Source organism: Sphingomonas sp., from assembly GCF_965200105.1.
Classification (GTDB): domain Bacteria; phylum Pseudomonadota; class Alphaproteobacteria; order Sphingomonadales; family Sphingomonadaceae; genus Solisphingomonas.
The window spans coordinates 2,083,190-2,096,157 of record NZ_CBDATN010000002.1; the positions used below are offsets into that span (position 1 = coordinate 2,083,190).

Here is a 12,968-nt window from a genome sequence, read left to right on the forward strand (position 1 = left end):
TCCGATCGTCAGGGTGGGCGCGAAATCGCGCCGACGGTCCGCCGGTCTAGTGCCGAAAGCGCGTACGCGCCACCCCCGCGCGCGTACGCACGCACGCGAGGGCGGTTCCCGGCTGGCTCAGCCCTTGCACACCTTCTTGTTCATGTTGCCCTTCTTGGAGCAATCATAGGTGATCTTCTTGCCGCTCTTGGTCGTGGCGGACGCCATCCTGCCGGTCCTGGTCGCGGGCGAGCCGCTCTGCGCCGCCTTGGGCTTGGTGACGGGCGCATTCGGCTTGGGCGTCGTCATGGCGGTCTGCGCGACGGCGCCCGTGGCGCCAAGCGCGATCGCGGCGGCGAGGGTGAGGATCGTCTTCATCGGCATGTCTCCCAGGGAGCCGCGAGAGGCGGCCACCCCTAGAGGATCATGCCGGGCCCCGTGGCGACAAGGGCGGCAGCGATGAAGTTTCGGTAACCTCAGCCCCGCACGAAGCGCCAGCGTCGTTCGTCGGATCCGGCGGCGTCGAAGCGGTAGCCGTCGCTGTCGAAATGCTTGAGGCCGGCGGGATCGTCGATGCGGTGCTCGCACAGGAAGCGCGCCATCATGCCCCGCGCGCGCTTCGCGGCGAAGCTCTCGAAACGCGGGCCGTCGGGCTTGGCCTGCAGGAAGTCGATCGTCAGGATCGTCGCGTGTCGGGGCGGGGCCGCCCGCACCGCGCGCCAATATTCCTGGCTGGCGAGATTGACGATCGTGCGCGAACCTTCCGCCCGCAGGTCGCGCGAGAGCGCATTGGCGACGCGATCGCCCCAGTAAGCGTAGAGGTCGGGCGCGTCCGGCCCCCAGCGCGTGCCCATCTCCAGCCGGTAGGGCCGGATCGCATCGAGCGGGCGCAGCAACCCGTACAGGCCGGAGAGGATGCGGACATGGCTCTGCGCGAACTGGACCGCAGGCTCGTCGAGCGAGCGCGCCTCGAAGCCCGTGTAGACGTCGCCCGCGAACGCGAAGAGCGCGGGTCGCGCGGGCGCGCGCCGGAAGTTCTTGAAGCGGGCGGCGTTGAGCGCGGCGAGCTTCGGGCTGATCGCCATGATCCGCTCCAAGTCCGCGGCGGAGAGCCGCGCCGCCGCGCGGGCGATGCGGCCGGCCTCGCGCGTCAGGCGCGGCGGCTCGCTTTCCACCCAGTCCGGCAAGATGCTGTCATAGTCGAGCGTCTTGGCAGGCGAGAGGACCGCGAGCATGTGGGCGGCCGGTAGCGAGCGCTTCGGCACCATGCAACCGGCGCGTTCAACACGGGTTCAGCGCGTGGGCGGAAACGACCATACGCCAGGGTTCGCGTTTCTTGAACCGGGAGAGGCGGGGGAATAGTGGTATGTCCGTACGGCATCCCCGGCCCGTAGGAGGAGAGACCCCATCATGAAGTTCGCCACCACGACCGCCGTCGCCGCCGTGCTCGCGCTCGGCCTTGCCGGCGCCGCCGCGCCTGCCCTCGCCAAGAAGAAGGAGGACGCGCAGCAGGCCCAGGGCAAGGCGCAGTTCAGCCCCGCTTTCCGCCAGGCCGCGCAGCCGCTGCAGGCCGCGGTCCAGGGCGGTGATGTCGCCGCCGCGCAGGCGGCGTTGCCGGCCGCGCAGCAGGCCGCCTCGACGCCCGACGACAAGTTCAACCTGGGCATCATGATGTTCTCTCTTGGCCAGAAGACGAACAACCAGGATCTGCAGCTGCAAGGCGCCGACCTCTCGATCCAGAGCGGCAAGGCGCCGGCCGACACGCAGGCGCAGCTCATCAACGCCAAGGGCGTGATCTCCTACAACAAGGGCGATCTCGCGGGTGCCGACGCGGCATTCACACAGGCCTTCCAGCAGAACCCCAACGATGGCGACAACGCCATCCTGCTCGCGCAGACCAAGATCCGCGAGAAGCAGCCGCAGGCGGCGCTGCCGATCATCGACAAGGCGATCCAGGCCAAGAAGGCTTCGGGCCAGCCGGTGCCGCAAGATTGGTATCAGCGCGCGCTCGCCGTCTCGTACGACGCGAAGGACGCCGTCGGCACCGTCAAGTACGGTCAGATGCTGGTCGCGGCCTATCCCTCGACCACGACGTGGCGCACTGCCGTCCAGACCTATCGCGACGTCGGCGCGCTCGATCAGCAGTCGCAGCTCGACGCGCTGAGGCTGATGCGCGCGGCGGGCGCGCTGGCCGGCGAGCGAGACTATTACGAGTATGCAAACCTCGCCAACGACCGCGGCTATCCTGCCGAAGCCAAGGCGGTGATCGACGAGGGCATGGCGTCGAGCATGGTCGACAAGGCGGCGGTCGCGGTGAGGAACAGCAAGGCGCTGGGCGAGATCAAGCGCATCGCCACCCCCAAGATTGCGGCCGACAAGGCGTCGCTGCCCGCGCAGGACAAGGCGGCACGTGCCGCCGGCGACGGCAAGAAGGCGCTGAACGTCGGTGACGCCTATCTCGGCTACGGCATGTATCCGCAGGCGGCCGAGCTCTTCAAGCTGGCGGCGCAGAAGGGCGGCGTCGACGCGACGGTCGCCAACCTGCGGCTGGGCGAGGCGCTCGCGCGATCGGGCCAGAAGGATGCGGCCGATCAGGCTCTCGCGAGCGTGACCGGGCCGCGCCAGCCGCTGGCGCAATATTGGACGATCTGGAACGATCAGGGCGCCAAGCCGGCGTCCGCCGCCGCCGCTCAGGCGCCCGCCGCCGCCCCGGCGCAGTAAGGCTGACGGGCGCGTTTCGCGCGGGGGACGCGCCCGTCACGCCGGATCGACCGGTACGCCCGGCTCGTCCTTCGAAGTGCGGATGGTGAGCGACGTCTTGACGCTGGCGACGTGCGGGGCGGTCGTGAGATGCGAGGTCAGGAAGACCTGGAAGCTCTGAAGGTCGTGCGCGACGATCTTCAGGATGAAGTCGATCTCGCCGTTCAGCATGTGGCACTCCCGCACCTCGGGCAAGGTGTCGACGTGCGCCTCGAACGCGCGCAACGCGTCCTCGGCTTGGCTCCTCAGGCTGACTAGCGCGAAGATCGCAATGCCGTAGCCGAGCGCGCCGGGATCAAGCCTGGCGTGATAGCCACGGATCACGCCGTCCTGCTCCAGCGCACGCACCCTTCGGAGGCAGGGTGGCGCGGTCAGCCCCGCGCGGGCGGCCAACGCGACGTTGGTGATTCGTCCATCCGCCTGGAGTTCTGCCAGGATCGTCCGGTCAACAGGATCGAAAGGCGGCAGGATCCTTGCCATGCCATTTTCCTTCGTGACGAACCTCGCGGATATAATATAGTTACCCGCCTTGGCAATTGTCCCATGATGCGACGTTTGCCCGCGACGACGCTAGGCGGACGATTCCGCACCCGGTAGGTTGCGCCTCAGCCGGATGAAGGCCGTCGCTGTCGGCGTCGCGGGAGGTCGGGTTGCGCTTCGACGACAAACTGGCGACGGTGCTCGGGCGAAATCCCGATCGGGAGTCGGCGCGCATCAGCCAGTGGCGCCAGCTCCTGGATCTGCTCGCGCAGCATCGCGACGGCGATGACCCGATGACTGCTCGCGCGGTGGAGCGGTTCGCGGAGCTGCGCGCCCGCGTGCCGGTGGAGGCGCGACGCGAGGCGGTGATCGCCATCGCCGGGCGGCCGCTCGTGCCCGGACTGGTGGCGATGCTGGCGGCGGACGTGCCGGCGGTCGCGGGCGCGCTGCTCGCCCGCGTCAGCCTCGACGAGGCGGCGTGGATCGATCTCTTGCCTCGCCTGACGCCGACGGCGCGCGGCTTCGTTCGCCACCGCCGCGATCTCGGCATGCGCGTCGGGGCCGCGCTCTCGGGTTTCGGCTCTACCGACTTCACGCTCACCGGCACGATCGCCGCCGCTCCCGCTGCCGCGATCGAGGCGGTCACCGCGCGCATGGACGAGGAGCCCGAGCTACCCCTCGCCAAACCGACGCCGCCCGCCGCCGCCGCGTTGGAACCGGGCGCGGGCGAAGGGCAGATCCGCGCCATCATCTCGCGCATCGCACGCTTCCGCAGCGGCCACGACGAGCCGCCTGCGCCGCCGCCCGCACCCACGACCTTCCGCTTCGAGACGAACGCCGTCGGGATCGTCACCTGGGTCGACGGCGTGCCGCGCGGGCCGCTGATCGGCGAGACGATCGCCAGCCCCGCCGATGGATCCTACGGCGTCGATGCGCAGGCGCCGGGCGCCTTCCGTAGCCGCGCGCCGTTCCGCGACGCGAGGCTGACGGTGGCGGGCACCGGCATCAGCGCGGGCGAGTGGCGGATCGCGGGCGTGCCCGCGTTCGCGCCCGCCGACGGTCGCTTCCTGGGCTATCGCTGCACCGCGCGCCGCCCGCGCGCGGGCGAGCGCGCACAGGCGGCGATCGATCCCGACACGCTGCGCCAACTCGTCCACGAGCTGCGGACGCCGATCAACGCGATCGGCGGCTTCGCGGAGATGATCCGGCGCCAGATGCGCGGCCCCGTCGCCGAGCCTTATCGAGACCGCGCGCGCGGCATCGTCGACGAGGCGGCGCGGCTGATGACGGCGGTGGACGACCTCGACGTCTCGGCGCGGCTGGACAGCGATCGCCTGGGATTGCAGCGCGCGGCGGTGGATCTTGCGAGCATCGCGGACGCCGTCGTCGCCGAGCATCGTGACGTGCGCGCCGGTGCGGCGGCCTCGGTGCGGACGGTCTCGGCCGATCCCCCGCTGGCGCTTGGCGATGTCGCCGCGATCCGCCGCATGGTGGCGCGGCTGGTCGCGGCGACGACGGCGCTCGCGGACGTCGGCGAGGCGATCGCGATCACGATCGATCATGGCGCGGGCGACACCGTGGAACTCGCGCTGCCGCGCCCGGCGCGGCTGGCCGGTATCGCGGAGGCCGAGCTCCTCGATCCCGGCTTCGACGCGGCGGGAGAATGGCCCGACGCGCCGTTGCTCGGCCTCGGCTTCTCTCTCCACCTGGTGCGGCGGCTGGCGGCGGCGGCGGGCGGAACGCTGGTCGTCGAGGAGCACCGCCTCGTGCTCGGGCTGCCGGCCGTGGCAGGCGACGACGCCCGGCTCGGCTGATCGCCCTTCCCATCGGTTCCGGCGGGTTCTAGCCAGACGCGGTGCAGGGGTGGGATCACCAGGCGGGACGGATCGACGAGCCGGCGGCAGCGGCGGATCGGGTGACCCTGCCCGCCGATCTCGGCCGCCGCTTCCTCGTCTTCGTCGATACCGAAGAGGAGTTCGACTGGACGGCGCCGCGCCGCCGCGACGCCGTCGCGACCTCCGCCGTCGCAGCGCTGCCAGAGGCGCACGACCGCCTCGTCGGCCTCGGTATAAAGCCCATCTACCTCGTCGACCATCCGGTCGCGGCATCGGCACGGGCGGTCGAATGCCTGCGCCCGCTGCTGGACGCCGGCGGGTGCGAGGTCGGCGCCCAGCTCCATCCGTGGGTTAACCCCCCCTTCGAGGAGCCGCTGACCGTCGCCAACAGCTTCGTCGGCAACCTGCCCGAGGCGCTGGAGCGCGCCAAGTTATCCGCGCTGACGCAGCGCATCGAGGATGGCTTCGGGCGCCGCCCGATCGTCTACCGGGCCGGGCGCTATGGCGTCGGCCCGAACAGCGCACGGCTGCTGGAGGAAGCGGGCTACAGGCTCGACAGCTCCGTGCGTGCGCTGTTCGACTATTCGGGGGAGGGCGGGCCCGACTTCTCCCGCCGCCCGCTGGAGCCGAGCTGGGCCGGCCCCGCGCGCCTGCTGATCGAGCTGCCGCTTAGCGCCACCTTCACCGGCTTCGCGCGGCGTTCCGGAGCGGGCCTGTACGGGATGGCGGGTCGGGTGCCGCGCCTGCGCGGGCTGCTCGCACGGGCCGGCGTGATGAGCCGCGTCGCGCTGACGCCCGAGGGTACGCCGCTCCCCGACGCGCTTGCCGCCATCGATGTGCTGGTGCGCGAGGACGTGCGGCTGCTGTCGATCTCGTTCCACTCGCCGTCGGTCGAGCCCGGTCATACCCCCTATGTCCGCGACGCGGCCGACCTGGCCCGGTTCTGGGCATGGTGGGACGGCGTGCTGGCGCGGCTCTCGCGCCACGGCTACCGCGCGATCGGCGCCGAGGCGCTGGTCGCCGCCGCCTGGGCCTCGCGAGATGTGGGGCTCTCGCTTGCCAGCCGCGCCGCGCCGACCTAGTCGAAGCGGGCTGGGGGCCTGTAGCTCAGCGGTTAGAGCTGGCCGCTCATAACGGCTAGGTCGCGGGTTCGAATCCTGCCGGGCCCACCAGCGTCCGGTATTACGCTGTTGCATACGTCGCAGAGGCCTTGGAAACGAGGCGTTCGGCGCCTTGGCGCGTCGTCAGCTGTCGTCCGATGTTGCATGCAATCGCTGTTACATGGGGGCACTGCTCGGAGCGGCTCAGATACCATATTGCGGGCAAGGAAAAGCGCTTGGTCCTCCGACCCTACTCAGAGATGTCGCTCGCTGAGGCACGCGGGAAGCGGGACGCGGCGCGACGGCACTTGCGAGAGGGACTCGATCCAGGACTTTAGACGGCCGGGCGACAACTGGTCCGCCTTTCGAGGCTGCATAGGAGCCCGCGCGCACTCGGAAGCAGTAAGTTGTTCGGCTAGTGTCCGCGGTCGTGGTGTAATTTACCGGTGGCGTATCGTTGGTCACCGGGCTCATCGGTTAAGGGTGAAGGTGTCGAAGCCGCACCCAGCCGAGGGGTTGTTCCCGATGATTGACGACGGGCTACCCCTGACCGAGCTGCTGCAGATCATCATGGAGGCCGACGTCGACGCCTGATCGGCGCCGGCCGGCACGAGCGATCCGGCGAGCGCAGCACGTGGCGCGACGGCTACCGAGACCGGGCGGTCGACACCCGGCTCGGCACGCTCAACCTGAAGATCCCCAAGCTGCGGACCGGCGCCTACGTCCCGAGCTTCCTGGAGCCGCGCAAGACGGTGGAGAAGGCGCTGGTCAGCGTCATCAGGAGGCCTGAACCGTCGGCGTCAGCACGCGGCGCGTCGACGAACTGGTCCAGGCCATGGGGTTGAGCGGGATCAGCAAGTCGTCCGTCAGCAAGTTGTGCAAGGACATCGGCGAGCGGGTGAACGCTTTCCTCAAGCGCCCGCTCGCCGGCGAGTGGTTCTATCTCTGGCCGGACGCCACCTATCTCAAGGCGCGCGAGGGCGGCCGCATCGTCAGCGTCGCCGCCATAATCGCCGTCGCCTTCACCACCGAGGGCAAGCGCGAGATCGTCGGGCTGCACATCGGCCCGAGCGAGGCGGAGCCGTTCTGGTCGACCTTCTGCGCGATCTCGTCCGGCGTGGGCTGAAAAGCGTGAAGCCCGTGAGCTCCGACGCCCATGAGGGCCTCAAGGCGACCATCGCCCGCGTCGTCGGCGCCACATGGCAGCGCTGCCGCGTCCACTTCATGCGCAACGCGCTGGCGCACGTGACCCGCAGATCGAGGAAGCCGCTCAGCTACAGATTACACCCAGGGCCGCCTGACCGATGCGGCCCGGGACCATACCCGAGATTACACCACGTTGACGGACACAACCCTATTCGTGTCGACCCACATGCTAAGGGGTGCGCTATGGCCGACCGTGCGGCAGCGTCAGACGAGCGTCTTCGTCAATTCCACCGAGTAGGCCGTCAGATCGCGAAATCTGCGTTCGCGCACCTTGATCGCCCAATCCGGGTCGGCGATCATCGCGCGTCCGACGGCGACGAGGTCGAACTCGCCTCGCTCAAGCCGCTCGGCCACCCCTTGGATCGTGGCAGGCGTCGGTGCCGAGAGCTCGTTGGTCTCGATGTCCGTCATGACATCGGTCGCAAGTCCGATTGAGCCGACAGTCATCGTCGGACAACCCGTAAGCTTCTTGGTCCAGCCGGCGAGATTGAGGTCGCTTCCGTCGAACTCGGGCTCCCAGTAGCGGCGTTGAGAACAATCGAAGATGTCCACTCCCGCGTCCGCCAGCGGTTGCACCCATTGTTCGAGCTCGGCCGGCGAGTGGACGATACGGGCATCGTACATCTTGGTCTTCCACTGCGATATGCGGAAGAGCAAGACGAAGTCTTCCCCTACCGCCTCGCGAGTCGCCCGGATCGTCTCCGTTGCGAAGCGAGCGCGCTCGCCGATGCTTGCCCCGCCGTAGCGATCGCCACGCTTGTTCGTCGCGTCCCAGAAAAACTGATCGAAGAGATAGCCATGGCCGCCATGAAATTCTAGCGCGTCGAACCCTCGCGCCTTCGCGTCCACCGCCGACCGAACGAAAGATGCCGACGCGTCGGCTATGTCCTCCTCCGTCATCTCGCGCCCACCGAGTACCTCCGGCCCGTAGAAGCCGGACGGGCTCTCCAGATCGTCGCTGAGCTTCGCGTCCGGAAAGGTAAAATCCCGCGCGCCGCCGGGATGCCAAATCTGTGGCGCTATAGCGGCGCCGCTTTCGTGAACGCCGTCCACGATCTTCTCCCACGCCTCGCGTCGCTCGCCATGAAACCAGGGGATATCGTCGTGATTGCGGGCGACTTCTCGATCCGGAGAAAGGGCTTCGGTGACAATCAGGCCAACGCCGCCCCGGGCGCGCCGCAAGTAATACTCGGCGACGTCGGTTGTCGGATGGCCACCCGGCGAGAAATACCGCGTCATCGGTGCCATTGCCAGCCGGTTATGCAGCTTCAGCGACTTATACTCGAACGGCTTGAACAGAACGTCGATCAGATCGGTGAACATAGGCCAAACCTTCCGACACGGAGTGGGTGAAACATGGGGGCGACACTCTGACGCGCCGCTCGCGCCCGCGTCGTTCTAGGCCTAACGTCGCAGTCTGTCTTTATCGGCATCCGACACAAGTTCTATCATAGCCGCGTACGACGCTCCGCTTCGAGCCGGCGTTCGTCCTCGAACCTGTCGCCTCTCGCGCCTGCGAGGGCGACGTGGGCGCTCCGCGGCCGATGCGGAGGCTTGGAACGGGCGTTAGCCTGCGGGTGCAGGCACGCCGTAGCCACCCGAGACGCGCCCGACTCCCGCAGCCGCTGAGATGGAGCTAACCGGCACGGTCGCTGCGCCAGGCGGGCACGTCCGCTCCGCCGAAGATGCTCCTGCGCACGCCGGCACCGAAGGCGCTCCACGGAAAGGCGAGCGGTGCCGCGCTGGCCGCTTCGAGGTCCGCGAGTTGGTCCAGAGAGAGGCTCAGCTCCAACGCAGCGATGTTCGTCTCGACCTGGTCAAGCCGGCTGGCGCCGATCAGGACGCAGTCGACCCCCGGCCGCGACGCCGCCCACGCAAGCGCCACCTCGGCAGGACTGCGCTCGACCTGCCCGGCGATGCGCTTCACGACATCGAGGATCGCCCAGTTACGATCGTTGAAAGGCGTTTGGCCGAGCGGGTTATCGCCCGTGAGGCGCCCCTTGCCGGCCGAGAGGTCGCCCGCGCGCTCGTACTTGCCCGACAGGAAGCCACCGGCAAGCGGGCTCCAGGGAACGATGCCGATGCCGAGCTCGCGCGCGGCGGGGCCATGCTCGTAGTCGGCGGACCGTTCGACCAGCGAATATTGCGCCTGGAGCGCGATCGGGCCCGGCAGCCCACGTTCCGCCGCCAACGTCGCCATGCGAGTCATGTACCAGGCGGGCACGTCCGACAGGGCGTAGTACCGGATGCGGCCGGCGCGGACGAGGTCTGCAAGCGTCAGGAGAACCTCTTCGACCGGGGTCACCATGTCCCAGAAGTGCAACCAGTAAAGGTCTATATAGTCCACGCCTAGCCGCCGGCAGGACGCATCGAGCGCGCGATGGATGTTCTTGCGCCCGTTCCCGCCGGCGTTCGGATTGCCGGGGTGCTGGTTCCAGGTGAACTTCGTCGCGAGCACGACCTGGTCACGCGCGCCCGTATCGGCGATGAAGCGGCCCAGCATCTCCTCGCTGCGGCCCTTAGCGTAGATGTCCGCGGTATCGACGAAGTTGCCGCCGGCATCGCGGTAGGCGTCGAAGATCGCCCGAGCCTCGTCGCCCGCGACCCCCCAGCGTTCGGTGCCAAACGTCATCGCGCCGAGCGCCAGCGGGCTGACGACGAGACCGGAGCGGCCGAGCGGGCGATAAGACGAGAGGTTCATGGAAGTGTCCTTGCGTACAGGCCCGGAAGCGCGACCGCCGTCGATGCACGGCGATGCGACGGCTGACTGGAGCCGATGCCGGCCGCAGGCGGGAGCCGCGGGTGGATAATCGTCGAAGAGGAAGCCCGCGCACCATTTCCTCCCTGCGAAGACGTAGGTGGGCGCACGGCCGATCCGCGACTAGGAGCAGTTTTCGGCATAGTCGGATGAGGAGAGCTCAACAATGATGCGTGGCTCGCTCGACGACCTCGCCGCCTTCGCAGTCATCGCGCGCGAACGCGGCTTCACGCCGGCTGCGGCCAAGCTCGGCGTATCTCCGTCCGCGTTGAGCCACGCGATGCGCGGGCTAGAGGAGCGACTTGGCACCCGGCTGCTCGCTCGCACGACGCGCAGCGTTGCGCCGACCGAGGCGGGCGAGCGCCTGCTGCTGTCGCTCGGGCCAGCGTTGGCCGGAATCGAGGCAGGGTTGATCGAGCTGCGCGATGCCCGCGAAACGCCGTCTGGCACAGTTCGGGTCACCGCCGTCAAGCATGCCGTACAGACCCTGCTCATGCCGATGTTGCCCGCGTTCACCGCCGCCTTCCCGGACATACGGCTGGAGATCGACGTCGACGATCGCTTCGTGGATATTGTCGCCGGGGGCTACGATGCCGGTATCCGCTTCGCCGGCAGCGTCGAGAGGGACATGATCGCGGTCGGGGTCGGCGCCGAGCTGCGCACCGCCGTGGTGGCGGCACCGGCCTATTTGCGCGCACATACGCACCCATCGAGCCCGCGCGACCTCGCCGATCATCGCTGCATCGTCCACCGCCGTGCCGACGGGGACATCTATCCCTGGCCGTTCCGGGGCAAGGGCAGGATCCAGCAGGTGCGTGTGGAAGGTGCGGTGCTGTTCAACGACGGCGATCTCGTGCTCGCCTCCGCCCTGGCCGGCCAGGGCCTGGCCTGCGTATTCGAGGATCGCGCGGCGCCGTTCATCGCGGACGGATTGCTCGTCCGCCTCTTGGAGCGGTGGACCGTCGCCGGGCAGAGATACGCGCTCTACTATGCCGGCCGCCGGCAGAACCCACCCGCCCTGGCGAGGTTCATCGAGGCGGTTCGCAGTCTGCCGGGCTAGGCTGTATCGCACGCCGACGTCGTCGATGGTCGCCGGGAGAACGGCGTTGCGATCCGCTACGCACCTTGTGCATGTTCCGGCCGTATTGCGCATGGCGAGCGTCTTGCCGACGCCACGGGCCGGACGGCACACGATACCGCAAAGGGCAGAACGAGGAGCGGAGATGGACGGCGGAACCGGGACCACCTTGCTGCGGCGCTACACGATAGTGGGCGACGAGTGGGAAGCCTTCCTCGACGTCTGGCGGCGCATCGTGGCCGTTCGCAAGCGCCACGGGTTCGAAGTGCTGTTCGCGCTCGTCGATCGCGAGGAGAACATCTTCACCTGGGCGATCCGCCACCCGGGCGACATCGATGCGGCGGCGGAGGTCTACTACAAGGATCCCGAACGCATCGAGCTGGAGATCGTAGGACGCTACGTCACCGACTGGTCGGTCTCGACGGTGACGCAGGAGCCGATACCCTGACCCATCCGGTAGCCTCCATCGAACAGACCGGGGAATTCGCGCGTGAAGTTCGGTCCACCCCTGCCGACGCTTACCGGCTTTCCGCGCGAGACCGGACCGCGTGGCCGCGACTGGCGGACGCGCTGGGCGCGCAGCTTTGAGATCGTCGTGCTGGCCGAGGATCTCGGCTTCGAGCGCGGGACGGTTGGCCACCACCGCTTTACCACGGAGCGCATCGCTTCATCCCAGCCGATGTTCGCGATCGCGGCGCTCGCCGCCCGGACCACCACGTTGCGCGTCCTGACGAACATCCTGATCCCGCCTTCCCGCGACCCGATTGGCATCGCCGAGCAGGTCGCGATGGTGGACGAGCCCTCCGACGGGCGCGTCATGCTCGCGTCGCGATCGGCTATCGGCCCTACGAGTTCGAGCAGCTCGGGCTCGTGTTCAAGGAACGGGTCAGCCGCGTCGAGGAGGGCATCGCCTTGCTGCGAGGCGCTTGGGGCGACGAACCGGTCACGTTCCAAGGCAAGCATTTCACCGTTATGGGCGCGAACGTGACATCCAAGCCCGTCCATAGCCGCTATTCGCGGACGCGGGAGCCGACCATGATCGAACTGTTCTTCTGCACCAGCGTCAATGTCTACAAGGTCGCAATCGCGATGGAGGAGATGGGGATCGAGTACGAGCATCGCCTGATCGACATCAGCAAGGGCGAGCAGCACGATCCCGCCCTGCTCGCCGGTTCGCCGACAGGCAAGCTGCCGGTGATCCGCGACCTCGATCCGAAGGACGGCGGTGAGCCCGTGGTGGTGTTCGAATCCGGTGCGATCCTGATGTACCTGGCGGAGAAGGCCGGCTCCTTCCTCCCCGCCGACGAGCGGGCGCGGCGGTACACCTTGCAGTGGCTGTTCTGGCAAGTCGGCAACCTCGGTCCGCTAAGCGGGCAGGCTTGGCACTTCCTCGCCTTCGCCCCAAAGATCGCGCCCGATGTCAATAACAGCTATCCGCACAGCCGATACTTCCGCATGATGGCGGATCACTGGCGAGTTCTCGACAAGCAGCTGGCGGCCAACTCCTATGTCGCCGGCGAGGAGTATGGGATCGCCGACATGGCCTGCTACCCCTGGATCATCTACTTCGATCCATTGGAGGGCATGGACGCTTTCCCGAACATAAAGCGTTGGCGCGATCTGCTTGCCGCCCGGCCCGCGCTGCGGCGCGCCTACGAGCGCGCTCGGCAGCTGAAGACGGGTTACGAGATGAACGACAAGAACATGACGCTGTTTCCGTGGGAAGACATCCAGCGCAACATGATCGTGAACTGACCGTCGCGCCGGTCGAC

The 12,968-nt window shown here is 68.4% G+C and carries 12 protein-coding genes, 1 tRNA gene and 2 pseudogenes; 10 read left to right on the forward strand and 5 right to left on the reverse strand.

Features of this window, described 5'->3' with window-relative positions:
* Window positions 1–117: 117 nt before the first annotated feature.
* Window positions 118–357 carry a hypothetical protein gene (locus ACOFKX_RS11700; protein WP_419827149.1) on the reverse strand — a complete coding sequence of 80 codons (240 nt, stop codon included), beginning with the start codon at window positions 355–357 and terminating at the stop codon, window positions 118–120.
* Between the two features lie 98 nt (window positions 358–455).
* Entirely contained in the window at window positions 456–1,214 is a 759-nt protein-coding gene (gene yaaA, locus ACOFKX_RS11705) for a peroxide stress protein YaaA (protein WP_419827419.1), read from the reverse strand.
* 175 nt (window positions 1,215–1,389) lie between these two features.
* Between yaaA and ACOFKX_RS11710 the strand changes: the two genes are divergently transcribed.
* Window positions 1,390–2,700 carry a hypothetical protein gene (locus ACOFKX_RS11710; RefSeq protein ID WP_419827150.1) on the forward strand — a complete coding sequence of 437 codons (1,311 nt, stop codon included), beginning with the start codon at window positions 1,390–1,392 and terminating at the stop codon, window positions 2,698–2,700.
* 36 nt (window positions 2,701–2,736) lie between these two features.
* Here ACOFKX_RS11710 and ACOFKX_RS11715 read toward each other — a convergent pair whose 3' ends face one another.
* On the reverse strand, window positions 2,737–3,219 hold the full coding sequence (locus ACOFKX_RS11715) for an Lrp/AsnC family transcriptional regulator (protein WP_419827151.1): 483 nt from the start codon (window positions 3,217–3,219) through the stop codon (window positions 2,737–2,739).
* Window positions 3,220–3,389: 170 nt separating this feature from the next.
* Between ACOFKX_RS11715 and ACOFKX_RS11720 the strand changes: the two genes are divergently transcribed.
* The 5 genes and pseudogenes from ACOFKX_RS11720 to ACOFKX_RS11740 form a co-directional block, all read left to right on the forward strand.
* Entirely contained in the window at window positions 3,390–5,033 is a 1,644-nt protein-coding gene (locus tag ACOFKX_RS11720; RefSeq protein ID WP_419827152.1) for a sensor histidine kinase, read from the forward strand.
* 41 nt (window positions 5,034–5,074) lie between these two features.
* On the forward strand, window positions 5,075–6,136 hold the full coding sequence (locus tag ACOFKX_RS11725; protein WP_419827153.1) for a polysaccharide deacetylase family protein: 1,062 nt from the start codon (window positions 5,075–5,077) through the stop codon (window positions 6,134–6,136).
* Window positions 6,137–6,150: 14 nt separating this feature from the next.
* Window positions 6,151–6,226: transfer RNA gene (locus tag ACOFKX_RS11730), tRNA-Ile, on the forward strand.
* An 86-nt stretch (window positions 6,227–6,312) separates the two neighbouring features.
* Entirely contained in the window at window positions 6,313–6,492 is a 180-nt protein-coding gene (locus ACOFKX_RS11735) for an Arm DNA-binding domain-containing protein (protein WP_419827154.1), read from the forward strand.
* Between the two features lie 232 nt (window positions 6,493–6,724).
* Window positions 6,725–7,408 (forward strand): annotated as a pseudogene (locus ACOFKX_RS11740) (IS256 family transposase); the annotation flags it as partial.
* 156 nt (window positions 7,409–7,564) lie between these two features.
* Here the strand turns inward: ACOFKX_RS11740 and ACOFKX_RS11745 are convergent.
* Window positions 7,565–8,683: a 12-oxophytodienoate reductase gene (locus ACOFKX_RS11745; RefSeq protein ID WP_419827155.1), complete on the reverse strand. Its 1,119-nt coding sequence runs from the start codon at window positions 8,681–8,683 to the stop codon at window positions 7,565–7,567.
* A 313-nt stretch (window positions 8,684–8,996) separates the two neighbouring features.
* Complete coding sequence (locus tag ACOFKX_RS11750) at window positions 8,997–10,061, reverse strand: aldo/keto reductase (protein ID WP_419827156.1); 1,065 nt, start codon at window positions 10,059–10,061, stop codon at window positions 8,997–8,999.
* A gap of 223 nt (window positions 10,062–10,284) precedes the next feature.
* On the opposite strand from ACOFKX_RS11750, the gene ACOFKX_RS11755 reads away from it, so the two are divergent.
* The 4 genes and pseudogenes from ACOFKX_RS11755 (at window position 10,285) to ACOFKX_RS11770 (ending at window position 12,951) form a co-directional block, all read left to right on the forward strand.
* On the forward strand, window positions 10,285–11,178 hold the full coding sequence (locus tag ACOFKX_RS11755; RefSeq protein ID WP_419827157.1) for a LysR substrate-binding domain-containing protein: 894 nt from the start codon (window positions 10,285–10,287) through the stop codon (window positions 11,176–11,178).
* Between the two features lie 163 nt (window positions 11,179–11,341).
* Window positions 11,342–11,644: a hypothetical protein gene (locus ACOFKX_RS11760; RefSeq protein ID WP_419827158.1), complete on the forward strand. Its 303-nt coding sequence runs from the start codon at window positions 11,342–11,344 to the stop codon at window positions 11,642–11,644.
* Window positions 11,645–11,791: 147 nt separating this feature from the next.
* Window positions 11,792–11,959 (forward strand): annotated as a pseudogene (locus tag ACOFKX_RS11765) (LLM class flavin-dependent oxidoreductase); the annotation flags it as partial.
* A gap of 68 nt (window positions 11,960–12,027) precedes the next feature.
* Window positions 12,028–12,951, forward strand: a complete 924-nt coding sequence (locus tag ACOFKX_RS11770; RefSeq protein ID WP_419827420.1) for an LLM class flavin-dependent oxidoreductase — start codon at window positions 12,028–12,030, stop codon at window positions 12,949–12,951.
* Window positions 12,952–12,968: the final 17 nt, after the last annotated feature.

Bases quoted from the DNA above. Each gene is read 5' to 3' on its own strand.
- ACOFKX_RS11760 (WP_419827158.1), top strand. From the start codon at position 11,342: ATGGACGGCGGAACCGGGACCACCTTGCTGCGGCGCTACACGATAGTG.
- ACOFKX_RS11745 (WP_419827155.1), bottom strand. From the start codon at position 8,683: ATGTTCACCGATCTGATCGACGTTCTGTTCAAGCCGTTCGAGTATAAG.
- yaaA (WP_419827419.1), bottom strand. From the start codon at position 1,214: ATGCTCGCGGTCCTCTCGCCTGCCAAGACGCTCGACTATGACAGCATC.
- ACOFKX_RS11715 (WP_419827151.1), bottom strand. From the start codon at position 3,219: ATGGCAAGGATCCTGCCGCCTTTCGATCCTGTTGACCGGACGATCCTG.
- ACOFKX_RS11755 (WP_419827157.1), top strand. From the start codon at position 10,285: ATGATGCGTGGCTCGCTCGACGACCTCGCCGCCTTCGCAGTCATCGCG.
- ACOFKX_RS11735 (WP_419827154.1), top strand. From the start codon at position 6,313: ATGTTGCATGCAATCGCTGTTACATGGGGGCACTGCTCGGAGCGGCTC.
- ACOFKX_RS11710 (WP_419827150.1), top strand. From the start codon at position 1,390: ATGAAGTTCGCCACCACGACCGCCGTCGCCGCCGTGCTCGCGCTCGGC.
- ACOFKX_RS11700 (WP_419827149.1), bottom strand. From the start codon at position 357: ATGAAGACGATCCTCACCCTCGCCGCCGCGATCGCGCTTGGCGCCACG.
- ACOFKX_RS11750 (WP_419827156.1), bottom strand. From the start codon at position 10,061: ATGAACCTCTCGTCTTATCGCCCGCTCGGCCGCTCCGGTCTCGTCGTC.